The following is a 23490-nucleotide window of genomic DNA, read 5'->3' as shown; positions in this document are numbered from 1 at the left end:
GGCCTGACCGTGACCGCAGGGGGTAACCGACCACCGACGAGCTGAGGAGACCATGTCCGCCGAGAGCACGCCGGAGCGTCCCGGCATACGGGGAACCGGCACCAGCGGCCCTCGCCGCGCCAAGGGCCGCCGCCGCAAGCCCCGCACCCGCAGCAAGGGCTTCCTCGTCGCGGCCTGGACCGCCGCGGGCATCGTCGTCCTGGGCGGCACCGGCGTCGGCTACGTCTACTTCAAGCTCAACGGCAACCTGCACAGCGTCGACATCAACCAGGCCCTCGGCACCGACCGGCCCGAGAAGGTCGACAACGGCTCGGAGAACATCCTGGTCCTCGGCTCCGACACCCGCTCCGGCACCAACCGGAAGCTGGGCGGCGGCGCCGACGACGGCAGCGCGCGCTCCGACACCGCGATGATCATCCACGTCTACGAGGGCCACAAGAAGGCCAGCGTGGTCTCCGTCCCGCGCGACACCCTCATCGACCGCCCCGCCTGCACCGACACCAAGGGCAACACGTACCCGGCGGCCCACGGCGTGATGTTCAACTCCGCCTACTCCACCGGCGGCGCGGCCTGCGCCGTGAAGACGGTCGAGACGCTCACCGGCATCCGCATGGACCACTACCTGGAGGTTGACTTCGCCGGCTTCCAGAAGCTCATCGACAAGCTCGGCGGCGTCAGCGTCACCACGACCAAGGACATCGACGACCCCGACAGCCACCTCAAGCTGAAAGCCGGCACCCACCGGCTGAACGGCGAGCAGGCCCTCGGCCTGGTCCGCACCCGGCACGGCGTCGGCGACGGCTCCGACCTCGGCCGCATCCAGCTCCAGCAGGCCTTCGTCAAGGCCCTCGTCGACCAGGTCAAGCACATCGGGGTCTTCACCAACCCCAAGAAGCTGTACGACCTCGCCGACACCGCCACCAAGGCCGTCACCACCGACTCCGACCTCGGCTCGGTGAACTCCCTGATGTCCTTCGCGGGCGGCCTCAAGGGCATCGGTGCCTCCGACATGCACATGGTGACCATGCCGGTGCAGTACGACCCCGCCGACCCCAACCGCGTCATCGTCGCCCGGGCCAAGGCCCAGCAGGTCTGGACCGCCCTGAAGAACGACCGGCCGATCCCCGCGGCGGCCACCGAGGGCACGGCCACCGGCGAGGCCAGGGGCGTGGTCAGCGGCTCCTGACGAGCCCGGCCGCCCCGGGAATAGATCATCCCGACCCCCGGTTTGGGGAGAAGGCGCCAGTCCTGGCAGACTGGTACGTCGGCCCCGGTTCACGCTTCCCGCATCCCGCGGCTGCGACCCGGAGCCCTCCCGATACCTAGGAGACACCTTGAAGCGCGACATCCACCCCGAGTACGTCGAGACGCAGGTCAGCTGCACCTGCGGCGCGTCGTTCACCACCCGTAGCACCATCGAGTCCGGCACCATCCGGGCCGAGGTGTGCTCCGAGTGCCACCCGTTCTACACGGGCAAGCAGAAGATCCTCGACACCGGTGGCCGTGTGGCCCGCTTCGAGGCCCGCTTCGGCAAGGCTGCCGCCGGCTCCAAGAAGTAGCGAGCCCCAATCCGCCGGTCCACGGCCGCGCCCCCGACCCCCGGGGGTGCGCCCTGGACCGGCGTTTTTGGTCGCACGCCCTTCCCCTTACACGCAGCCTTCCCACGCAGCAGCAGGAGCCCAAGATGTTCGAGGCCGTCGAGGAACTCGTCGCCGAGCACGCCGACCTGGAGAAGAAGCTCGCCGACCCGTCGGTCCACACCGACCAGGCGAACGCGCGCAAGCTGAACAAGCGCTACGCCGAGCTCACCCCGATCGTCACCACGTACCGCTCCTGGAAGCAGACCGGCGACGACATCGAGACCGCGCGTGAGTTCGCCGCCGACGACCCCGACTTCGTGGCCGAGGTCAAGGAGCTGGAGAAGCAGCGCGAGGAACTGACGGAGAAGCTCCGCCTCCTCCTCGTCCCGCGCGACCCCAGCGACGACAAGGACGTCATCCTGGAGATCAAGGCGGGCGCCGGCGGCGACGAGTCCGCGCTCTTCGCGGGCGACCTGCTGCGCATGTACCTGCGCTACGCCGAGCGCGTCGGCTGGAAGACCGAGATCATCGACGCCACCGAGTCGGAGCTGGGCGGCTACAAGGACGTCCAGGTCGCGGTGAAGGCCCGCGGGCAGATCGAGCCCGGCCAGGGCGTGTGGGCCCGCCTGAAGTACGAGGGCGGCGTGCACCGCGTCCAGCGCGTCCCCGCCACCGAGTCCCAGGGCCGTATCCACACCTCCGCCGCGGGCGTCCTGGTCACCCCGGAGGCCGAGGAGGTCGACGTGGAGATCAACCCCAACGACCTCCGCATCGACGTCTACCGCTCCTCGGGCCCCGGCGGCCAGTCCGTCAACACCACCGACTCCGCCGTGCGCATCACCCACCTGCCCACCGGCGTGGTCGCCTCCTGCCAGAACGAGAAGAGCCAGCTCCAGAACAAGGAGCAGGCGATGCGTATCCTGCGCTCCAGGCTGCTCGCGGCGGCGCAGGAGGAGGCGGAGCGGGAAGCCGCCGACGCCCGCCGCAGCCAGGTCCGCACGGTCGACCGCTCCGAGAAGATCCGCACGTACAACTACCCGGAGAACCGCATCTCGGACCACCGCGTCGGCTTCAAGGCGTACAACCTGGACCAGGTCCTCGACGGCGACCTCGACGCGGTGATCCAGGCCTGCGTCGACGCGGACTCGGCCGCCAAGCTCGCCGCCGCGTAAGCCGTCAGGCCCGTACGACGTACGACCAAGCACCGGAGGACTTGCGTGAACCTGCTGCTCGCGGAGGTGGCCCAGGCCACCCAGCGGCTCGCCGACGCCGGCGTGCCCTCGCCGCGCACCGACGCGGAGGAGCTCGCCGCGTTCGTGCACGGCGTGAAGCGGGGCGAGCTCCACTCCGTGCGGGACTCCGACTTCGACGCCCGGTACTGGGAGGTCATCGCCCGGCGTGAGCAGCGCGAGCCGCTCCAGCACATCACCGGCCGGGCCTTCTTCCGCTACCTGGAACTCCAGGTCGGCCCGGGCGTGTTCGTACCGCGCCCGGAGACGGAGTCCGTCGTCGGCTGGGCCATAGACGCCGTACGCGCCATGGACGTGGTCGAACCCTGCATCGTCGACCTGTGCACCGGCTCCGGGGCGATCGCCCTCGCCATGGCCCAGGAGGTCCCCCGCTCCCGCGTGTACGCGGTGGAACTCTCCGACGAGGCCCTGCACTGGACCCGCAAGAACATGGAGGGCTCCCGCGTCGAACTCCGCCAGGGCGACGCCCTGACGGCCTTCCCGGACCTCGACGGCCAGGTCGACCTGGTCATCTCCAACCCGCCGTACATCCCGCTCACCGAGTGGGAGTACGTCGCCCCCGAGGCCCGCGACTACGACCCGCAGCTGGCCCTCTTCTCCGGCGAGGACGGCCTCGACCTGATCCGGGGCCTGGAACGCACGGCACACCGGCTGCTGCGCCCCGGCGGGCTGGTCGTCATCGAGCACGCCGACACGCAGGGCGGGCAGGTCCCGTGGATCTTCACCGAGGAGAAGGGCTGGGCGGACGCGGCCGACCACCCCGACCTCAACAACCGGCCCCGGTTCGCCACGGCCCGCAAGGCGCTGCCGTGACCGCCCGCCCCACCACCACCCGCCCGAACGTGCACGAGGAGGCCCGCTAGCCATGGCACGGCGATACGACACCAACGACGCGACCGACCGCGTGACCGGTCTGCGTGAGGCAGCGTCCGCCGTCCGCCGTGGCGAGCTGGTGGTGCTGCCGACGGACACGGTGTACGGCATCGGCGCCGACGCCTTCTCCAAGGAGGCCGTCGGCGACCTGCTGGAGGCCAAGGGCCGGGGCCGCGCCATGCCCACGCCGGTCCTCATCGGCTCCCCGAACACGCTGCACGGCCTGGTCACCGACTTCTCCGAGCAGGCCTGGGAGCTGGTCGACGCGTTCTGGCCGGGCGCGCTGACCCTGGTCGCCCGGCACCAGCCGTCGCTGACCTGGGACCTGGGCGAGACCCGCGGCACGGTCGCCGTGCGCATGCCGCTGCACCCCGTCGCCATCGAGCTGCTCACCGAGGTCGGCCCGATGGCGGTCTCCTCCGCCAACCTGTCCGGGCACCCGGCGCCGGAGGACTGCGACGCCGCGCAGGACATGCTCGGCGACGCGGTCTCCGTCTACCTCGACGGCGGCCCGACCCCCGGCATCGTCCCGTCCTCGATCGTCGACGTCACCCGCGAGGTGCCGCTGCTGCTGCGGGAGGGCGCCCTGTCCGCCGAGGAGCTGCGGAAGGTCGTACCCGACCTCGAGGTGGCGAATTGACGGCCCCTGAAGCGGGGCGTGGCATAGGCAACGGGGAGAGCGCGGCGGAGATCACGACGACGTTCGTGGGTCTTCCGCGCGACACCTTCCGCATCCTCCACGTCAGCACCGGCAACGTGTGCCGCTCGCCCATCACCGAGCGGCTGACCCGCCATTTCGTGGCGCAGCGGCTCGGCATCCTGGGCCGCGGGCTGATCGTGGAGAGCGCGGGCACCTGGGGCCACGAGGGCGCGCCCATGGAAGCCCACGCGGAGACGGTGCTGTCGGACTTCGGCGCGGACGCCTCCGGCTTCGTCGGGCGTGAGCTGCTGGACGAGCACGTCATCACCGCCGACCTGGTCCTCACCGCGACCCGCGACCACCGGGCGCAGGTCATCTCGATGGGCCACTCGGCGGGCCTGCGCACCTTCACGCTGAAGGAGTTCACCCGCCTGGTCCGCGCGATCGACCCCGCCACGCTGCCGCCCCTGGAGGACGGCCTGGTCCCCCGCGCCCGCGCCCTGGTCCGCGCGGCGGCGGCTCTACGCGGGTGGCTGCTGGCGCCCACGGCGGAGGCGGACGAGGTGTACGACCCCTACGGCGCGCCGCTGACGTTCTTCCGCTCGATAGGCGAGGAGATACACGAGGCACTGGACCCCGTCGTCACGGCCCTGACAGGCGTCCCGGCGAGAACGTAACCCCGCGCCGGTTTTTCAGCCCCCGGCGTTGGTGCTGGCCGGGGGTGGAACGCGCAGCCCGGCGCTACGCGGGTGCCGCTGCGCCCACCCGTGCCGCCCCAGCGGCACGACTGCCCGCAGCTGAGTGGGCGTGCGGCTGCCCGCAGCAACCGAGTCGGGCCGCCGCAGGCATCAGGGGCGCGGGGAACTGCGCGACCAGCCCCCACCGGCCCGCACGCGCAAGACCACGGCACCGCGGGGAACTGCGCGACCAGCCCCCCACTCACCCGCACCACCACACCACCGCGCCCCAACCCCGCCCCGGGCCTACATTGGTGCTACGTCACCGTCGACGCCCCGCACAGCCGCCCGCCCGGAGTCCACCATGCCGGTCACCCGCATCCGTACGCCCGAGGCCGACGTCCTGCGCCGGCAGGACCCCGAGCTCGCCGACATCCTGCTCGGCGAGAGCGAGCGTCAGGCGAGCACGCTCCAGCTGATCGCCGCCGAGAACTTCACGTCCCCCGCCGTGCTGGCAGCCCTCGGCTCCCCCCTCGCCAACAAGTACGCCGAGGGCTACCCCGCCGCCCGCCACCACGGCGGCTGCGAGATCGTCGACGTCGCCGAACGCATCGCCATCGACCGGGCCAGGAGCCTCTTCGGCGCCGAGCACGCCAACGTGCAGCCGCACTCCGGCTCCTCCGCCGTCCTCGCCGCCTACGCCGCCCTGCTCCGCCCCGGCGACACCGTCCTCGCCCTCGGCCTGCCCCACGGCGGCCACCTCACCCACGGCTCCCCGGCCAACTTCTCCGGCCGCTGGTTCGACTTCGTCGGCTACGGCGTCGACGCCGAGACCGGCCTCATCGACCACGACCAGGTCCGCACCCTCGCCCGCACCCACCGCCCCAAGGCGATCGTCTGCGGCTCCATCGCCTACCCCCGCCACCTCGACTACGCCTTCTTCCGCGAGGTCGCGGACGAGACCGGCGCGTACCTCATCGCGGACGCCGCCCACCCCATCGGCCTCGTCGCGGGCGGGGCCGCGCCCAGCCCGGTGCCGTACGCCGACATCGTCTGCGCCACCACGCACAAGGTGCTGCGCGGCCCGCGCGGCGGCATGATCCTGTGCGGCGCGGAGCTGGCCGAGCGCGTGGACCGGGCGGTGTTCCCCTTCACGCAGGGCGGCGCCCAGATGCACACCATCGCCGCGAAGGCCGTCGCGTTCGGCGAGGCGGCAACTCCGGATTACCGGGCGTACACCCATCAGGTGGTCGCCAACGCGAAAGTCCTCGCCGCCGGTCTGGCGGCCGAAGGGCTGGTCGTCACCACCGGCGGCACCGACACCCACCTGATCACCGCCGACCCGTCACCCCTGGGCGTGGACGGCCGTACCGCCCGTGGCCGGCTGGCCGCCGCCGGACTGGTCCTGGACTGCTGCGCGCTGCCGCACGGCGAGACGCGCGGCCTGCGCCTGGGCACCGCGGCGCTGACCACGCAGGGGATGGGGGAGGAGGAGATGGCGTACGTCGCCGGGCTCCTCGCCCGGGTCCTGCGCGCCGACACCCAGCAGGGTCGCGCGGAGGCCCGCGAACTGGCGGGCCGCTTCCCGCCGTACCCCGACTGATCGGGGGTAGGCGCACGGACGTGACTGCCGCACCGACGTGACGGCCCGCACGCCACGCGCACAGCCACACGTGCAACCATCGTCGCTACCCGGATGTCCCTCACCGTATGCGTCCCACATGCGCGCAGTCGCTAGGGTGTGGGGCTGTGATGGCCAGCGAGACCTGTGGGGAAGCCCGTGCGTGAATACCTGCTGACGCTCTGCATCACGGCCGCGGTGACGTACCTGCTGACAGGGCCGGTACGGAAGTTCGCGATCGTGGCCGGGGCGATGCCGGAGATCCGGGCGCGGGACGTGCACCGGGAACCCACTCCGCGGCTCGGCGGGATCGCGATGTTCTTCGGCCTGTGCGCGGGCCTGCTGGTCGCGGACCATCTCACCAACCTCAACGAGGTGTTCGAGAAGTCCAACGAACCGCGGGCGCTGCTCTCGGGTGCCGCGCTGATCTGGCTGATCGGCGTGCTGGACGACAAGTTCGAGATCGACGCGCTCATCAAGCTCGGCGGGCAGATGATCGCCGCGGGCGTGATGGTCATGCAGGGTCTGACGATCCTGTGGCTGCCGATCCCGGGCGTCGGCAACTTCGCGCTGACCCAGTGGCAGGGCACGCTGCTGACGGTGGCGGTCGTCGTCATCACCATCAACGCGGTCAACTTCGTCGACGGCCTCGACGGCCTCGCGGCCGGCATGGTGTGCATCGCCGCGACGGCGTTCTTCCTGTACGCGTACCGGATCTGGTACTCGTACGGCATCGAGTCGGCCGCCCCGGCCACCCTGTTCTCGGCGATTCTGATCGGCATGTGCGTGGGCTTCCTGCCGCACAACATGCATCCGGCGCGGATCTTCATGGGCGACTCGGGCTCGATGCTGATCGGCCTGGTGCTCGCCGCGGGCGCGGTGTCGGTGACCGGGCAGGTCGACCCGGACGCGATGCGGCTGTTCGCCGGTTCGGAGAAGGAGGCCGTGCACCAGACGGTGCCGGTGTACATCCCGCTGCTGCTGCCGCTGACCATCATCGCGGTGCCGACGGCCGACTTCGTGCTGGCGATCGTACGGCGGACCTGGCGCGGTCAGTCGCCGTTCGCCGCGGACCGGGGGCATCTGCACCACCGGCTGCTGGAGATCGGCCACTCGCACAGCAGGGCCGTGCTGATCATGTACTTCTGGGCGGCGCTGATCGCGTTCGGGACGCTGGCGTACTCGGTGAACTCGGCGTCGATGTGGATCGTGCTGGGTGTGGTCGCGCTCAGCGCGATCGGGCTGGTGCTGCTTCTGCTGCCGCGGTTCACACCGCGGGCGCCGCGCTGGGCGGAGCGGTTCGTGCCGCCGCGCTACCGGCGCCGCAAGCCGGCCGCGGTGGCGCAGGAGGCCGCCGCGGCCGTCGAGGAGCCGCCCGCGATGGCCGGCGCGGCCGCGCCCGGGGCCAGTGCTGGTGCTGGTGCCCGGACGGTCAACGGAGCGACCGCTCTCGGCGCCCGTTCGAGCCGCCTGGACCGGCGTAAAGCGGGAACGTCGCGCTGACGGCAAGGTAAGAATCTGACTAGAGCATTGCCAAGTCGTGGGGGAACAAACCGCCCCTATACCAGACATAAGGGCGCGGTTTCTGCACAGACGCGCGCTGTCACTCTCATGTGTGACAGCGAGCACACCCAGCAGGTAAAGACTGCATCAAATAGTTTGTGATACCGTTCACGAGAACCCGGACAGAGCCGAGGGACCGTAGTGCGACGGTCCAGTGGCCGTGAGGTCTCCACCACTCAGACCGGGACTACGCTCGTCCATGACGACACCCTGCCCCCTGTGAAAGCGGAGTTGCCGCCATGCCGTCCAATGACGCCCGGAACCTTCTGCAGTGCGCCGTGCCCACGGCCGCTGCCGGTGTGGTCGCCGTCGCCGTCAGCGGTGCGGTGGCCGGCGGCAAGGGTGCGCTGGGAGCCGCCGTCGGCACGCTGATCGCCCTGCTGTTCATGGGGATCGGTCTCTACGTCCTGCAGTGGACGGCAAAAACGCTCCCGCAGCTGTTCCAGGCCATGGGGCTGATGCTCTATGTCGCCCAGCTCCTGCTGCTCCTGATCTTCGTCGCCGTCTTCAAGGGGACGTCGCTCTTCAACGCGAAGGCCTTCGCGGTCGCGCTCGTCGTGTCGACAGTCGTGTGGATGGCCGCCCAGGCGCGTGCGCACCTGAAGGCCAAGCTCTTCTACGTCGATCCGGACTCCTCGAAGAGTGACAAGCCCGAGAAGACGGGGCCGTCGACGTGAGGGGTAGGGGCGGGATAAAGAGCTGTGAGAACTCCTGCTATCGTCCGGTGCCAACTGCGGCATCGCGGGCGCGGGCATCTGAGCTGACGCCTGCTCGAACGCGAGGCTTGATGTCCCCCAGCCGCCCCCACATCCGTAACACCAGTCCGGTGCCGACCCGCGGCTGCGCGCCGCGCCGACACAACGAGGTTGCCGAACCCATGCGTCACGCCGAAGGAGCCCGCGGTGAGTGCTGACCCGACCCAGCTCGCCTTTGAGTGGGATTGCCGCATTCTGTCCGACAATGGCTGTGGCTTCCCGGCTCCGGGCCTGCACTCGTTCCTCTTCAAGCCGATCGCCACGGTCGGTGGCGTCGAGCTCAACAAGGTGATGCTGCTGGCGGCGATCACCACCGTCCTCGTCGTCGGCTTCTTCTGGGCGGCCTTCGGCAAGGCCAAGGTCGTGCCGGGCAAGCTGCAGATGATCGGCGAAGCCGGCTACGACTTCGTGCGCCGCGGCATCGTCTACGAGACCCTCGGCAAGCGGGAGGGCGAGAAGTACGTCCCGCTCATGGTCTCGCTGTTCTTCTTCATCTGGATCATGAACGTCTGGTCCGTGATCCCGCTGGCCCAGTTCCCGGTGTCGTCGATCATCGCCTACCCGATCGTGCTGGCGGCCATCGTCTACATCACGTGGGTGGCGCTGACCTTCAAGAAGCACGGCTTCGTCGGCTTCTTCAAGAACGTGACCGGCTACGACAAGTCCCTCGGCGCGGTGCTGCCGATGGTCATGATCATCGAGTTCTTCTCGAACCTGCTGGTCCGTCCGTTCACGCACGCCGTGCGACTGTTCGCCAACATGTTCGCCGGTCACCTCATGCTGGTGATGTTCACCGTCGCCTCCTGGTACCTGCTGAACAGCTACATGATCCCGGCGGCCGGCGTCTCCTTCATCATGACCGTGGTCATGATCGGCTTCGAGCTTTTCGTGCAGGCGGTCCAGGCGTACGTGTTCGTGCTCCTCGCCTGCTCCTACATTCAGGGCGCTCTCGCCGAGCACCACTGAGCCACACCACCCCGCCCGAAAACCCCCAGTCGTCCGGTGGCCAACCCCCACCGGTCCGCAAAGAGAAGGAAGTTACAGCATGTCCGCTGTGCAGCTTGCCGCTGAGGTCTCCGGTTCCCTCGGTTCCATCGGCTACGGTCTCGCCGCCATCGGTCCCGGCGTCGGCGTCGGCATCATCTTCGGTAACGGCACGCAGGCCCTCGCCCGCCAGCCCGAGGCTGCCGGCCTGATCCGCGCCAACCAGATCCTCGGCTTCGCCTTCTGTGAGGCGCTCGCCCTCATCGGCATCGTTATGCCGTTCGTGTTCGGTCAGTAATTCACCTCTTACCGACACGTATCGACGAAAGGCACTGATGTGATCGCCAACCTGGTGCAGCTGGCGGCCGAGGAGAAGCAGAACCCGCTGATCCCGCCGGGCCCCGAGCTGCTCGTCGGCACCATCGCCTTCGCCATCGTGTTCTTCTTCTTCTGGAAGAAGCTGCTTCCGAACATCAACAAGGTTCTGGAGGAGCGCCGCGCGGCGATCGAAGGCGGTATCGAAGAGGCCGAGGCCATGAAGGTCGAGGCCCAGAGCGTCCTTGAGCAGTACAAGGCCCAGCTCGCCGAGGCCCGGCACGAGGCCGCGCGTCTGCGCCAGGAGGCGCAGGAGCAGGGTGCCGCGCTCATCGCCGAGATGCGGGCCGAGGGCCAGCGTCAGCGCGAGGAGATCGTCGCCGCCGGTCACGCCCAGATCGAGGCCGACCGCAAGGCCGCCGCGTCCTCGCTGCGTCAGGACGTCGGCAAGCTCGCCACCGAGCTGGCCGGCAAGCTCGTCGGTGAGTCCCTTGAGGACCACGCCCGCCAGAGCCGCGTCATCGACCGCTTCCTCGACGAGCTCGAGGAGAAGGCCGAGGCCGCGCGATGAACGGAGCGAGCCGCGAGGCCCTGGCAGCCGCCCGTGAGCGTCTCGACGCGCTGACGGACGCAACGGCCGTCGACGCCGCGAAGCTCGCCGACGAGCTGGCGGCCGTCACCGCGCTGCTCCACCGCGAGGTGTCGCTGCGTCGGGTCCTGACCGACCCGGCGCAGGCCGGCGAGGCCAAGGCCGAGCTGGTCCAGCGCCTGCTCGGCACCCAGGTCAGCGGCGAGACCGCCGACCTGGTGTCCGGCATGGTGCGTTCGCGCTGGTCGCAGACGCGCGACCTGGTGGACGCGCTGGAGGAGCTGGCGAACACCGCCGACCTCACCGCCGCCCAGCGGACGGGCACGCTCGACGACGTCGAGGACGAGCTGTTCCGGTTCGGCCGGATCGTCGCCTCCTCCACCGAGCTGCGCGCCGCGCTCACCGACCGTGCCGCCACCACCTCGGCCAAGGGCGAGCTGCTGCGCAGCCTGCTCGGCGGCCGGGCCAAGCCGGCCACCGAGCGTCTGGTCACGCGCCTTGTGACCGCGCCGCGGGGTCGTAGCCTGGAGTCGGGACTCGAGTCCCTGTCCAAGCTGGCGGCCGAGCGCCGGGACCGCATGGTCGCCGTCGTCACGTCGGCGGTGCCGCTGAGCGACCCGCAGAAGCAGCGCCTGGGTGCGGCCCTGGCGAAGCTCTACGGCCGCCAGATGCACCTGAACCTCGACGTGGACCCCGAGGTCCTCGGCGGGATCCGGGTGCAGGTCGGCGACGAGGTCATCAACGGCTCCCTGGCGGACCGCATCGCGGACGCCGAGCGCCGGATGGCGAGCTGACCGCTTCGCACGAGGCGCGGCAACTGAACACGCAGTACGTACTTACGGCCCTGGTTGGGCCGTGCAGAGGATTCCTGGGGGTCGCCCCCAGACCCCCCAAGTGAAACTTCGGGCCCAACAAGGAGAGCAGGGAACCCAGATGGCGGAGCTCACGATCCGGCCGGAGGAGATCCGGGACGCACTGGAGACCTTCGTCCAGTCGTACAAGCCGGACGCGGCCTCGCGCGAGGAGGTCGGTACGGTCACCCTTGCCGGCGACGGCATCGCGAAGGTCGAGGGTCTTCCCTCGGCCATGGCCAACGAACTGCTGAAGTTCGAGGACGGCACCCTCGGCCTCGCCCTCAACCTCGAGGAGCGCGAGATCGGTGCCATCGTCCTCGGCGAGTTCAGCGGCATCGAAGAGGGCCAGCCGGTCACCCGCACCGGCGAGGTCCTGTCGGTCGCCGTGGGCGAGGGCTACCTCGGCCGCGTCGTCGACCCGCTCGGCAACCCGATCGACGGCCTCGGCGAGATCGAGACCGACGGCCGCCGCGCCCTCGAACTGCAGGCCCCCACGGTCATGCAGCGCAAGTCGGTGCACGAGCCGATGGAGACCGGCTACAAGGCCGTCGACGCGATGACCCCGATCGGCCGTGGTCAGCGTCAGCTGATCATCGGTGACCGCCAGACCGGCAAGACCGCCCTGGCCGTCGACACGATCATCAACCAGCGCGACAACTGGCGCACCGGCGACCCGAACAAGCAGGTCCGCTGCATCTACGTCGCCATCGGCCAGAAGGGCTCCACCATCGCGTCGGTCCGCCGCGCGCTGGAGGAGAACGGCGCGCTGGAGTACACGACCATCGTCGCCGCCCCGGCGTCCGACCCGGCCGGCTTCAAGTACCTGGCGCCGTACACCGGCTCGGCCATCGGCCAGCACTGGATGTACCAGGGCAAGCACGTCCTGATCGTCTTCGACGACCTGTCGAAGCAGGCCGACGCCTACCGCGCCGTGTCGCTGCTGCTGCGCCGCCCGCCGGGCCGTGAGGCCTACCCGGGTGACGTCTTCTACCTGCACTCCCGTCTGCTGGAGCGCTGCGCGAAGCTCTCCGACGACATGGGTGCCGGCTCGATGACCGGTCTGCCGATCGTCGAGACCAAGGCCAACGACGTCTCGGCGTTCATCCCGACCAACGTCATCTCCATCACCGACGGCCAGTGCTTCCTGGAGTCGGACCTGTTCAACGCCGGTCAGCGCCCCGCGCTGAACGTCGGTATCTCCGTCTCCCGAGTCGGTGGTTCCGCGCAGCACAAGGCGATGAAGCAGGTCTCCGGCCGTCTGCGCGTGGACCTGGCCCAGTTCCGTGAGCTGGAGGCGTTCGCCGCCTTCGGTTCCGACCTGGACGCCGCGTCGAAGGCGCAGCTGGAGCGCGGTCAGCGCATGGTCGAGCTGCTGAAGCAGGACCAGTACCAGCCGATGTCCACCGAGGACCAGGTCGTCTCCGTGTGGGCCGGCACCACCGGCAAGATGGACGACGTCCCCGTCAACGACATCCGCCGCTTCGAGAAGGAGCTGCTGGAGTACCTGCACCGCAAGGAGCAGGGCCTCATGACCTCCATCAAGGAGGGCGGCAAGATGTCGGACGACACCCTCACCGCTGTCGCCGACGCGATCGCCGACTTCAAGAAGCAGTTCGAGACCTCGGACGGCAAGCTTCTCGGCGAGGACGTTCCGGCCGCCGCCAAGTGACGTAAGGAAGGGACCTGACTCATGGGAGCCCAGCTCCGGGTCTACAAGCGTCGCATCCGATCCGTCACCGCGACCAAGAAGATCACCAAGGCGATGGAGATGATCGCCGCCTCGCGCGTCGTCAAGGCGCAGCGCAAGGTGGCGGCGTCCACGCCGTACGCGCAGGAACTGACCCGCGCGGTCACGGCGGTCGGTACGGGCTCGAACACCAAGCACCCGCTGACCACCCAGGCCGAGACGGTCACCCGGTCCGCGGTGCTGCTGCTGACCAGCGACCGCGGTCTGGCCGGCGCGTTCAACTCCAACGCCATCAAGGCGGCGGAGCAGCTCACCGAGCGGCTGGAGCGCGAGGGCAAGCAGGTCGACACGTACATCGTCGGCCGGCGCGGTGTCGCCCACTACAACTTCCGTGAGCGCAAGATCGCGGAGTCGTGGAGCGGCTTCACCGACGAGCCCACGTACGCGGACGCCAAGAAGGTCGCGGCTCCGCTGATCGAGGCCATCGAGAAGGACACGGCGGACGGCGGCGTGGACGAGATCCACATCGTGTACACCGAGTTCGTGTCGATGATGACGCAGACGGCGCTGGACGCGCGCCTGCTGCCGCTCAGCCTCGACGAGGTCAAGGAGGAGGCTCACCCCAAGGGCGAGATCCTTCCCCTGTACGACTTCGAGCCGTCGGCGGAGGACGTCCTCGACGCCCTGCTGCCGCGGTACGTGGAGAGCCGTGTCTACAACGCGCTGCTCCAGTCGGCCGCTTCGAAGCACGCCGCCACGCGGCGCGCGATGAAGTCGGCCACCGACAACGCCGGTGAGCTCATCGAGACGCTGTCCCGGCTTGCCAACCAGGCCCGCCAGGCCGAAATCACCCAGGAAATCAGCGAGATCGTCGGTGGCGCGAGTGCCCTCGCCGACGCGACCGCGGGGAGTGACTACTAATGACCACCACTGCTGAGACGGCCACGGCGACGGGCCGCGTCGCGCGGGTCATCGGCCCGGTCGTCGACGTGGAGTTCCCCGTCGACGCGATTCCGGAGATCTACAACGCGCTGCACGTCGAGGTCGCCGACCCGGCGAACGCGGGCGAGAAGAAGACGCTGACCCTGGAGGTCGCGCAGCACCTGGGCGACGGCCTGGTCCGTGCGATCTCCATGCAGCCCACCGACGGTCTGGTCCGCCAGGCCGTGGTGACCGACACGGGCTCCGCCATCTCGGTGCCGGTCGGTGACTTCACCAAGGGCAAGGTGTTCAACACCATCGGTGAGGTGCTCAACGTCGACGCGCAGTACGACGGCGAGCGCTGGCCGATCCACCGCAAGGCGCCCAACTTCGACCAGCTCGAGTCCAAGACCGAGATGTTCGAGACCGGCATCAAGGTCATCGACCTGCTGACCCCGTACGTCAAGGGCGGCAAGATCGGTCTGTTCGGTGGTGCCGGTGTCGGCAAGACCGTGCTGATCCAGGAGATGATCTACCGCGTCGCCAACAACCACGACGGTGTGTCGGTGTTCGCGGGCGTCGGTGAGCGCACCCGTGAGGGCAACGACCTCATCGACGAGATGAGCGACTCGGGCGTCATCGACAAGACCGCGCTGGTCTTCGGTCAGATGGACGAGCCCCCGGGCACCCGTCTGCGCGTCGCGCTGGCCGGCCTGACCATGGCCGAGTACTTCCGTGACGTCCAGAAGCAGGACGTGCTGTTCTTCATCGACAACATCTTCCGCTTCACGCAGGCCGGTTCCGAGGTCTCCACGCTGCTCGGCCGTATGCCGTCCGCGGTGGGTTACCAGCCGAACCTGGCCGACGAGATGGGTCTCCTCCAGGAGCGCATCACGTCGACCCGCGGTCACTCGATCACCTCGATGCAGGCGATCTACGTCCCCGCGGACGACCTGACCGACCCGGCCCCGGCGACCACCTTCGCCCACCTCGACGCGACGACGGTTCTGTCCCGTCCGATCTCCGAGAAGGGCATCTACCCGGCCGTGGACCCGCTGGACTCCACGTCCCGGATCCTGGACCCGCGCTACATCACGCAGGACCACTACAACACCGCCATGCGGGTCAAGAACATCCTGCAGAAGTACAAGGACCTCCAGGACATCATCGCGATCCTCGGTATCGACGAGCTGGGCGAGGAGGACAAGCTCGTCGTCCACCGTGCCCGTCGCGTGGAGCGCTTCCTGTCCCAGAACACCCACGTCGCCAAGCAGTTCACCGGCGTGGACGGTTCGGACGTGTCCCTCGACGAGTCGATCACCGCGTTCAACGCGATCTGCGACGGCGAGTACGACCACTTCCCGGAGCAGGCGTTCTTCATGTGCGGTGGCATCGAGGACCTGAAGAAGAACGCGAAGGAGCTGGGCGTCTCCTGAGCCCCGCGCTCTGACGGAGGGGGCGGGCACGTCCCGCCCCCTCCTTCACGCCCACTAGACTTGTAACCCACACCCGGCACCCCCGCCGGGTGGTGACCAGAGGAGCCACCCTTGGCTGCTGAGCTGCACGTCGCGCTGGTCGCGGCCGACCGAGAGGTCTGGTCCGGCGAGGCCACCCTGGTCGTCGCGCGCACCACGTCCGGCGACATCGGCGTCATGCCCGGTCACCAGCCGCTGCTCGGTGTGCTGGAGTCGGGCCCGGTGACCATCCGGACCAGCGACGGCGGGACGGTCGTCGCCGCGGTGCACGGCGGTTTCATCTCGTTCGCCGACGACAAGCTGTCGCTGCTGGCCGAGGTCGCCGAGCTGTCGGACGAGATCGACGTCCAGCGTGCGGAGCGGGAGCTGGAGCGCGCGAAGGCGGAGGGCGACGCCGTAGCCGAGCGCCGCGCCGACGTCCGCCTGCGTGCGGCGACGGCACGCTGACCGGGGAGCGTCACCCCGTAAGATGACCTACTCAGCCGCGGCCGGCACCGGAGTGATCCGGAGCCGGCCGCGGCTGAGGCAGATCTGGATGTTTTTTCCGTTCCGTTACCTGCCGCGCAGGCTGGATACAGAGAGACGAGGAGGTCGGTAGTCGATGGTCCTCGCTCTGACTGTGTGCGGAATCGTCGTCGCCCTCGTGGTGCTGGGGCTGTTCGTCTTCGGTCTGCGCCGCAGACTCATCCAGCGCTCCGGCGGCACGTTCGACTGTTCCCTGCGTTGGGACATCCCCGAGAAACCCGACACCAGCGGCAAGGGCTGGTCCTACGGGGTCGCCCGCTACAACGGCGACCGTGTGGAGTGGTTCCGGGTCTTCTCCTACGCCCCCCGCCCGCGCCGTGTCCTGGAGCGTTCCTCGATCGAGGTGGCCGGGCGCCGGCTGCCCGAGGGCGAGGAGGAACTGGCGCTGCTCTCCGACGCGGTGATCCTGGCCTGTCTGCACCGGGGCGTCCGGCTGGAGCTGGCGATGAGCGAAGACGCGCTGACCGGATTTCTCGCGTGGCTGGAAGCAGCCCCGCCCGGTCAGCGCGTCAATGTCGCTTAGCTCGCGGTGTAGCTCTTACAGGGTGTAGTTGTCACAGGTTGCTGCTGATCGCGTTCACCAGCTCGCCGTTGGCGGTGTCACCGCTGAACTCCCAGAAGAACGCGCCGCCGAGGCCCTGGGTCTTGGCCCAGCTCATCTTGGACGCGATGGTGGCGGGAGTGTCGTAGGACCACCAGTTGCTGCCGCAGTGCGCGTAGGCGGTGCCGGCGACGGTGCCGGTGGCCGGGCAGGACGTCTTGAGGACCTTGTAGTCCTCGATGCCCTGCTCGTAGGTGCCGGCGGCGGGGCCGGTGGCGGTGCCGCCGGGGGCGTCCTGGGTGACGCCGGTCCAGCCGCGGCCGTAGAAGCCGATGCCGATGAGGAGCTTGTTCGCGGGGACGCCGATCGCCTTGAACTTGGCCATCGCGTCGGCGGTGGTGAAGCCCGCCTTCGGGATGCCGCTGTACGAGGTGAGCGGGGAGTGCGGGGCGGTCGGGCCCTTGGCGTCCCAGGCGCCGAAGAAGTCGTACGTCATCACGTTGTACCAGTCGACGTACTGGGCGGCGCCCGCGTAGTCGGCGGCCTCGATCTTGCCGCCGGCCGAGCCGTCGGCGGTGGTGGCCGCGGTGACCAGGTTGCCCGCGCCGAACTTGGCGCGCAGCGCGGCCATCACGTTCTTGAAGGCGGCGGCGCCGGAGGTGTCACAGGTCAGACCGCAGGCGTTGGGGTACTCCCAGTCGATGTCGATGCCGTCGAAGACGTCGGCCCAGCGCGGGTCCTCGACCAGGTCGTAGCAGGACTGGGCGAAGGCCGCCGGGTTCTTCGCGGCGTCGGCGAAGCCGCCGGACCAGGTCCAGCCGCCGAACGACCACAGCACCTTGATGTGCGGGTACTTGGCCTTCAGCTGGCGCAGCTGGTTGAAGTTGCCGCGCAGCGGCTGGTCCCAGGTGTCGGCGACGCCGCTGACGGACTGGTCGGCGGTGAAGGCCTTGTCGTAGTCGGCGTAGGAGTCGCCGATGGCGCACTTGCCGCCGGTGACGTTGCCGAAGGCGTAGTTGATGTGGGTGATCTTGGCGGCGGAGCCGGACGTCACCAGGTTCTTGACGTTGTAGTTGCGGCCGTAGATGCCCCACTCGGTGAAATAGCCGAGCTTGACCTTGTCGCCGGTGGGCGGGGGAGTGGTGGTGCCGCCGGTGGTGTGGACCTTGACGGCGCCGCTGGCCGGGCCGGTCTGGTCGGCGGTGTCGCGGGCCTGCACGGTGTAGGAGTAGTCGGTGCCCGCGGTGAGGCCGGAGTCGCTGTACGAGGTGGTCGTCACCGTGGCGACCTTGGTGCCGTCGCGCAGGACGTCGTAGTTCTTGATGCCCTTGTCGTCGGTGGCGGCGCCCCAGCTGAGCTTCACCGAGGTGTCGGTGATGTTCGAGGCGGTGGGGGTGCCGGGCGCGGAGGGCGCCGCGTCGCCGGGGACGGAGGTGCCGTCGCAGCTGCCGCCGTTGAGCTTGCAGCCGGAGGGGGAGCCGGGGCCGGAGCCGTTGAAGCCGAAGGACACGGACGCGCCGGGGGCGATGGTGCCGTTCCAGCCGACGTTCTTGGCGGTCCAGTGGTCACCGGAGTTGGTGACGGTGGCGTCCCAGGCGGAGGTGACCTTGGTGCCGGAGGGGAAGTCCCACTCCACGGTCCAGGAGCTGATGCTGCTGGTGCCGGTGTTCTTGATGGTCCACTGACCGCCGAACCCGGTTCCCCAGTCGCTGGTCTTGCTGAAGGTGGCGGTGGCGGCGGTCGCGGCCTGGGCGGGGGCCGCGAGTCCGACCGCGCCGGCCAGGGGGAGCAACAGGGTCGCGAACCCTGCCGCGGCCCGGTGTCTGAAGCGCATGCTGCGCCTCCCTCGTCATTGGGGGTGTCAGGAGCATGACTGAGCCTTCATGCCCACGGTGCCGCGAGAATAGAAAGGTCTGGACCATAGGTCAATAGGTCTGGACCACTTGACGAGGGTCCCGGGTCAGAGACCCAACTCCTGCGCGAGTACGGCCGCTTGGACCCGGCTGCGCAGCTCCAGCTTCCCCAGCAGACGGCTGACGTGCGTCTTCACGGTGGCCTCGGCCATCTCCAGCCGCTCGGCGATCCCGGCGTTCGACAACCCCTCGCCGAGACAGGACAGCACCTCCCGCTCGCGCCGGGTGAGACCGTCCAGCACGGCCGGATCCGCCTTCGGTCCCCGCGCCGGGCCCGCGGCGAACTCCGCGATGAGCCGCCGGGTCACCGCCGGCGCGACGATCCCCTCGCCGCGCGCCACCGTGCGCACCGCCTCGACGAGATCGCGGGCCTCGGTGTTCTTCAGCAGGAACCCCGCCGCCCCCGCGCGCAGCGCGCCGAAGACGTACTCGTCCAGGTCGAAGGTGGTCAGCACCAGCACGTCGGCCAGACCCTCCGCCACCACCTGCCGGGTCGCCGCCACCCCGTCCAGCCGCGGCATCTGCACGTCCATCAGCACCACGTCCGGCCGCAGCTCCCGGGCGCGTGCCACCGCCTCCTCGCCGTCGGCCGCCTCGCCCACCACCTCGATGCCGGGCGCGCTGCGCAGGATCAGCACCAGCCCGGCGCGCACGGCGGACTGATCCTCGGCGACGAGGACCCTCACGGGGCGGGTCATGCGGGATCTCCTTCGGTCAGGGGAAGTTCGGCGCGTACGGTCCACAGCTCGCCGTCCGGTCCGGCGGTGAAGGTGCCGCCCAGCAGCGCCGCCCGCTCGCGCATGCCGACCAGACCGGCACCGGAGCCGGGCGCGCGCGGCCCGTCCCGGTCGCCGAAGGGGCTGGTCACGGTGACCGTCAGACAGTGGTCCCGGCGGGCCAGGGACACCGTGACCCGGCCGGGCGCGGCATGCTTGAGGGCGTTGGTGAGGGACTCCTGCACGATGCGGTAGGCGGCCAGCTCCACCGGCGCGGGCAGCGGCCCGTGCCCGGCGTCGACCTCGACGTCGAGTCCGTTGGCGCGGGCGCCGTCCACCAGCGCGCCGAGCCCGTCGAGGGTGGGCGCCACGGCCGGCTCCAGGTCGCCGCTGCTGTCCCGCAGGATGCCGATGAGCCGCCGCATCTCGGCCAGGCCCTCGACGCTGTTCTCCCGGATGACCTTCAGCGCGTCCCGGCTGGTGTCCGCGTCGTCCAGGGACAGGGCGGCGGTGGAGTGGATGGCGATCGCGGAGAGGCGGTTGGCGACCATGTCGTGCAACTCGCGCGCCACCCGGGCGCGTTCGGCGGTGACGGCCTGGCCGCGGTCCAGCTCGGCCAGCAGCGCGGTCTGCTCGGCGCGCAGCCGGGCGGCCTCGGCGGCGTCCCGGTGGTTGCGCACGAGGGCGCCGGTGGCGGCCGGGCCGAAGGAGACGATGCCCGTGCCGAGCCCGACGAGCAGCGCCTCCGGCTCGCGCCACCACAGCAGGAAACCCACCGTGACGCCGAGCGTGACCAGCCCGGTCGTCACCGGGATGCGGCGGGCGGCGGCGGGGGTGCCGTACAGGACGGCCGCGTAGGCCAGGTCCGTGTACATCAGGAGCGTCGCCGCGTTGCCCGGCGTGAACACGTCGAAGACGACGGCGAAGGTGCCGACGACGAGGGCGAACTGGGGGCGGGTGCGGCGCAGCAGCTCCAGAGCGGCCGTCACCGCCAGCGGCAGGAGCTGCCAGGCGGCGGGGAGCACACCGGTGCCGGACGTGGACAGGCCCAGCGCCCACATCGCGACCCCGCCGAGCAGCCCGCAGACGGCGAGCCACACGTCGAAGCGGTGGGGACGGGGGAGCGGTGCGGCCATGTCCCCCATCCAACACGGAGGCGCGGCCCGCCGCGTGCTTCCGCGGAAGGGTCCGGAACTGCATCTTTCGATGTACTCGCGGTTCGTCTGCGGCGACGACGCGATCGGCCGGGGGCGCCGGGAGCCTGGAAGGGTGACCGGAAGGAGCGAGCCGTGATCGTCGCGTTGATCGTCGCCTGCGAGGCGGGCTTCTGGGTGCTGCTGGCCCTGGGCCTCGCCGTCCGCTACCTGCTGGGGTGGCGGCGGACGAGCGTCGTCCTGCTGCTGTGCGAGCCGCTGCTGGAGCTGGTGCTGTTCGTGGTGACCGCCGTCGACCTGAAGAACGGCGCCGAGCCGGGCTGGGAGCACGGCCTGGCGGCGCTCTACATCGGCTTCACCGTCGGCTACGGCCACTACACGATCCGCCGGCTGGACGGCTGGGCCGCCCACCGCCTGGCCGGGGCGCCGAAGCGGCCGGGCCCGCCCCGCTACGGCATGGCCCGCGCCCGGTACGAGGGCGCGCTGTGGCTGCGGACGCTGCTCGCGTCGGCGGTGGCGGCGGCGCTGCTCCAGGGCGCCGTCCGGTACGTCGGCGGCGACGGGGACGTGTCGTCCCTGCGGGCCTTCCAGGCGACGGCGGCACGGATCGTCGCCGTCCACGGTCTGATCGCGCTGACGTACCTGATCTGGCCGAAGAAGGCCCCGGCCGGGACCGCGGAGCGGTCAGCGCTCGCCGCCCGGCACCCACAGGACGTCCCCGACGGCCTTGTTGGCGGTGCGCGCCAGGATGAAGAGCAGGTCCGATAGCCGGTTGAGGTAGGTGGCCGTCAGGGGGTTCATCGTCTCGCCGTGCACCTCCAGGGCCGCCCAGGTGGAGCGCTCGGCCCGCCGGACGACCGTGCAGGCCTGGTGCAGCAGGGCGGCGCCCGGGGTGCCGCCCGGCAGGATGAAGGAGCGCAGCTTCTCCAGCCGCTCGTTGAAGCGGTCGCAGTCCGCCTCCAGCCGGTCGATGTAGAACTGCTCGACCCTGAGCGGCGGGAACTCGGGGTTCTCCTTCACCGGCGTCGACAGGTCGGCGCCCACGTCGAACAGGTCGTTCTGGACGCGGGTGAGGACCTGCACGACCTCCTCGTCGAGACCGCCCAGGGCGAGCGCCGTGCCGATCACCGCGTTCGCCTCGTTGGCGTCGGCGTACGCGGCGATCCGCAGGTCGGTCTTGGGCACGCGGCTCATGTCGCCGAGGGCGGTGGTGCCCTGGTCGCCGGTCCGGGTGTAGATACGCGTCAGATTGACCATGTGGCCAGCGTAGTTACGCGCCGGCCGTCCGGAAGACCCGTGTGCCCACTGTCACGGCCAGCGCCGTGAAACCGACGGCGACCAGGGCGCCGTACAGCATGTGGGCGGTGGCGTACTCGCCGAGGTACGCGTCACGCATGGCGTCCACCAGGTAGCGGAACGGTACGAAGTGGGACAGGACGTCGAGCCAGGCCGGGGCCAGGCTCATCGGCAGCATCAGGCCGGACAGCAGCATCGACGGCAGGGAGACGGCGTTGACCAGCGGTCCGAACTCCTGCGGGGTGCGCACCTTCATCGCCACCGCGTACGACAGCGACGCCAGCGACACGGTCAGCAGCGCGACGAACCCGAAGCCGATCAGCACCCCGGGCACGGGCGCCCTGAGTCCCATGACCAGCGCCACGAGCACCACCAGTACGGCCTGGAAGACGAAGACGGTGGCGTCCCGCAGGACCCGGCCGAGCAGCAGCGCGAGCCGGCTGACGGGGGTGACCCGCATCCGCTCGACGACGCCCGCCCCGTTCTCCAGGATGACCATGAACCCGGCGAACAGCGCGCCGAAGAGGCCCAGTTGGAGCAGCAGGCCCGGCACCAGCACCTGCCAGGAGCTGCCCTGGCCGCCGAGCGGCAGACCGGTGAGCAGCGGCCCGAAGAACAGCAGGTACAGCAGCGGCATGAGCGCCCCGAAGAGCATCGCGAAGCGGGAGCGCAGGGTCTGGCGGAGATAGCGGCCGTAGATGAGGCCGGTGTCGTGCAACAGCATGGCGCGTCCTATACGGCTACGGGGGCGGCGTCGGCCGGGGCGGGCCGGCGCCCGGTGATGGCGAGGAAGGTGTCCTGGAGGGTGGCGTCGAGGGAGCCGCCGTAGCGCAGCTTGAGCGCGCCCGGCGTGCCCTCGGCGGCGACCGTGCCCTGGTCGACGACGACCAGGCGGTCGGCGAGGGCGTCGGCCTCGTCGAGGTAGTGCGTGGTGAGGAAGACGGTGGTGCCCTGCTCGTCGCGCAGCCGCCGGACCAGGTCCCACAGGTCGGCGCGGCTGCCGGGGTCGAGTCCGGTCGTCGGCTCGTCGAGGAAGAGGACGCGCGGGCGGTGGGTGAGCGCCATGGCGATGTCCAGCCGCCGCCGCTGCCCGCCGGAGAGGGCGCCGCAGGGGCGGTCGAGCAGGTCGGTGAGGTCGAGGTCGCGGGCGAGTTCACCGGCCCGGGCGAGGGCCTCGCTCTTGCCCAGCCGGTACATCCGCCCCTGGGTGACCAGCTCCTCCCGCACGCTGATCTGCGGATCGACGCCGCCGGACTGGGCGACGTACCCGCTGGCCCGGCGCACCCCCACCGGGTCGGTCGCCAGGTCGTGCCCGGCGACGGTGGCGGTGCCGCCGGTCGGCTTCAGCAGGGTGGTCAGCATGCGCAGGGTGGTGGTCTTGCCTGCGCCGTTGGGGCCGAGGAAGCCCAGGATCTCGCCTTCGTGGACGGTGAGGTCGATGCCGCGGACGGCTTCGACGGGGCCGCGTTTGGTCGTGAAGGTGCGCGCCAGTCCGGCTGCACTGATGACTGCTGGCATGCCGCCCAGAAAAACAGAGTCTATGAAATTTTGCAATGCCCCC

The 23490-nt window shown here is 70.2% G+C and carries 25 protein-coding genes; 19 read left to right on the top strand and 6 right to left on the bottom strand.

The annotated features are described in order from the left end of the window. The first annotated feature begins 52 nt into the window (after positions 1-52). From IE308_RS16690 to IE308_RS16605, 18 genes are all read left to right on the top strand, one after another. A complete protein-coding gene (locus tag IE308_RS16690) occupies positions 53-1186 on the top strand; it encodes an LCP family protein (protein ID WP_190218559.1) in 1134 nt (377 codons plus the stop codon). Between the two features lie 148 nt (positions 1187-1334). Then, positions 1335-1559 (top strand): 50S ribosomal protein L31, encoded by a 225-nt coding sequence (gene rpmE / locus IE308_RS16685; RefSeq protein WP_019326867.1) that lies wholly within the window; start codon positions 1335-1337, stop codon positions 1557-1559. A 125-nt stretch (positions 1560-1684) separates the two neighbouring features. Further along, complete coding sequence (gene prfA, locus IE308_RS16680; RefSeq protein WP_110630606.1) at positions 1685-2752, top strand: peptide chain release factor 1; 1068 nt, start codon at positions 1685-1687, stop codon at positions 2750-2752. Between the two features lie 45 nt (positions 2753-2797). Then, a complete protein-coding gene (prmC, locus tag IE308_RS16675; RefSeq protein ID WP_110630608.1) occupies positions 2798-3643 on the top strand; it encodes a peptide chain release factor N(5)-glutamine methyltransferase in 846 nt (281 codons plus the stop codon). Positions 3644-3695: 52 nt separating this feature from the next. Beyond that, complete coding sequence (locus tag IE308_RS16670; protein ID WP_190218558.1) at positions 3696-4343, top strand: L-threonylcarbamoyladenylate synthase; 648 nt, start codon at positions 3696-3698, stop codon at positions 4341-4343. Then, complete coding sequence (locus tag IE308_RS16665; RefSeq protein ID WP_110630611.1) at positions 4340-5020, top strand: arsenate reductase/protein-tyrosine-phosphatase family protein; 681 nt, start codon at positions 4340-4342, stop codon at positions 5018-5020. The genes IE308_RS16670 and IE308_RS16665 overlap by 4 nt, the downstream gene beginning before the upstream one ends. Positions 5021-5384: 364 nt before the next feature. After that, the gene (gene glyA, locus IE308_RS16660) at positions 5385-6623 is read left to right on the top strand and encodes a serine hydroxymethyltransferase (protein WP_190218557.1); all 1239 of its coding nucleotides are present in this window, start codon (positions 5385-5387) and stop codon (positions 6621-6623) included. Between the two features lie 177 nt (positions 6624-6800). Continuing rightward, positions 6801-8144, top strand: a complete 1344-nt coding sequence (locus tag IE308_RS16655) for an MraY family glycosyltransferase (RefSeq protein ID WP_190218556.1) — start codon at positions 6801-6803, stop codon at positions 8142-8144. Between the two features lie 299 nt (positions 8145-8443). Beyond that, a complete protein-coding gene (locus tag IE308_RS16650) occupies positions 8444-8881 on the top strand; it encodes a Cg1360 family ATP-synthase-associated protein (RefSeq protein WP_110630619.1) in 438 nt (145 codons plus the stop codon). Between the two features lie 225 nt (positions 8882-9106). After that, positions 9107-9925 (top strand): F0F1 ATP synthase subunit A, encoded by an 819-nt coding sequence (gene atpB / locus IE308_RS16645; protein ID WP_506005319.1) that lies wholly within the window; start codon positions 9107-9109, stop codon positions 9923-9925. A 79-nt stretch (positions 9926-10004) separates the two neighbouring features. Beyond that, entirely contained in the window at positions 10005-10241 is a 237-nt protein-coding gene (locus IE308_RS16640) for an ATP synthase subunit C-like protein (protein ID WP_110630621.1), read from the top strand. Positions 10242-10280: 39 nt separating this feature from the next. Continuing rightward, positions 10281-10829 (top strand): F0F1 ATP synthase subunit B, encoded by a 549-nt coding sequence (locus IE308_RS16635; RefSeq protein ID WP_110630623.1) that lies wholly within the window; start codon positions 10281-10283, stop codon positions 10827-10829. Further along, a complete protein-coding gene (locus IE308_RS16630; RefSeq protein WP_110630625.1) occupies positions 10826-11641 on the top strand; it encodes a F0F1 ATP synthase subunit delta in 816 nt (271 codons plus the stop codon). Before IE308_RS16635 ends, IE308_RS16630 begins: the two co-directional genes overlap by 4 nt. Positions 11642-11780: 139 nt before the next feature. Next, positions 11781-13370: a F0F1 ATP synthase subunit alpha gene (gene atpA, locus IE308_RS16625; RefSeq protein ID WP_110630627.1), complete on the top strand. Its 1590-nt coding sequence runs from the start codon at positions 11781-11783 to the stop codon at positions 13368-13370. A gap of 21 nt (positions 13371-13391) precedes the next feature. Further along, positions 13392-14309: a F0F1 ATP synthase subunit gamma gene (locus IE308_RS16620; protein ID WP_190218555.1), complete on the top strand. Its 918-nt coding sequence runs from the start codon at positions 13392-13394 to the stop codon at positions 14307-14309. After that, complete coding sequence (gene atpD / locus IE308_RS16615) at positions 14309-15745, top strand: F0F1 ATP synthase subunit beta (protein WP_110630631.1); 1437 nt, start codon at positions 14309-14311, stop codon at positions 15743-15745. Before IE308_RS16620 ends, atpD begins: the two co-directional genes overlap by 1 nt. 111 nt (positions 15746-15856) lie before the next feature. Further along, a complete protein-coding gene (locus IE308_RS16610; RefSeq protein ID WP_110630633.1) occupies positions 15857-16231 on the top strand; it encodes a F0F1 ATP synthase subunit epsilon in 375 nt (124 codons plus the stop codon). Between the two features lie 154 nt (positions 16232-16385). Continuing rightward, on the top strand, positions 16386-16832 hold the full coding sequence (locus tag IE308_RS16605; protein WP_110630635.1) for a DUF2550 domain-containing protein: 447 nt from the start codon (positions 16386-16388) through the stop codon (positions 16830-16832). A gap of 31 nt (positions 16833-16863) precedes the next feature. Here IE308_RS16605 and IE308_RS16600 read toward each other — a convergent pair whose 3' ends face one another. The 3 genes from IE308_RS16600 to IE308_RS16590 all read right to left on the bottom strand — a co-directional run bounded on the left by IE308_RS16600 (position 16864) and on the right by IE308_RS16590 (position 20615). Continuing rightward, a complete protein-coding gene (locus tag IE308_RS16600) occupies positions 16864-18684 on the bottom strand; it encodes a glycoside hydrolase family 18 chitinase (RefSeq protein ID WP_190218554.1) in 1821 nt (606 codons plus the stop codon). Between the two features lie 126 nt (positions 18685-18810). Next, positions 18811-19461 carry a response regulator gene (locus IE308_RS16595; RefSeq protein WP_190218553.1) on the bottom strand — a complete coding sequence of 217 codons (651 nt, stop codon included), beginning with the start codon at positions 19459-19461 and terminating at the stop codon, positions 18811-18813. Then, a complete protein-coding gene (locus IE308_RS16590; RefSeq protein ID WP_190218552.1) occupies positions 19458-20615 on the bottom strand; it encodes a sensor histidine kinase in 1158 nt (385 codons plus the stop codon). The genes IE308_RS16595 and IE308_RS16590 overlap by 4 nt, the downstream gene beginning before the upstream one ends. Positions 20616-20768: 153 nt before the next feature. Between IE308_RS16590 and IE308_RS16585 the strand changes: the two genes are divergently transcribed. Beyond that, on the top strand, positions 20769-21401 hold the full coding sequence (locus IE308_RS16585) for a hypothetical protein (RefSeq protein WP_190218551.1): 633 nt from the start codon (positions 20769-20771) through the stop codon (positions 21399-21401). Here the strand turns inward: IE308_RS16585 and IE308_RS16580 are convergent. From IE308_RS16580 to IE308_RS16570, 3 genes are read right to left on the bottom strand one after another with little or no spacing between them, the layout of a single operon-like run. Further along, positions 21318-21890: a cob(I)yrinic acid a,c-diamide adenosyltransferase gene (locus IE308_RS16580; RefSeq protein ID WP_110630643.1), complete on the bottom strand. Its 573-nt coding sequence runs from the start codon at positions 21888-21890 to the stop codon at positions 21318-21320. The two genes, IE308_RS16585 and IE308_RS16580, sit on opposite strands and share 84 nt — an antisense overlap. A 13-nt stretch (positions 21891-21903) precedes the next feature. Further along, positions 21904-22653 (bottom strand): ABC transporter permease, encoded by a 750-nt coding sequence (locus IE308_RS16575; RefSeq protein ID WP_190218550.1) that lies wholly within the window; start codon positions 22651-22653, stop codon positions 21904-21906. 8 nt (positions 22654-22661) lie between these two features. After that, positions 22662-23447, bottom strand: coding sequence for an ABC transporter ATP-binding protein (locus IE308_RS16570; protein WP_190218549.1), 786 nt, complete (start codon positions 23445-23447; stop codon positions 22662-22664). Positions 23448-23490: the final 43 nt, after the last annotated feature.

This window comes from Streptomyces griseosporeus (assembly GCF_014656055.1).
GTDB lineage: Bacteria > Actinomycetota > Actinomycetes > Streptomycetales > Streptomycetaceae > Streptomyces > Streptomyces griseosporeus.
This window is presented reverse-complemented; position numbering and strand designations above follow the sequence as displayed.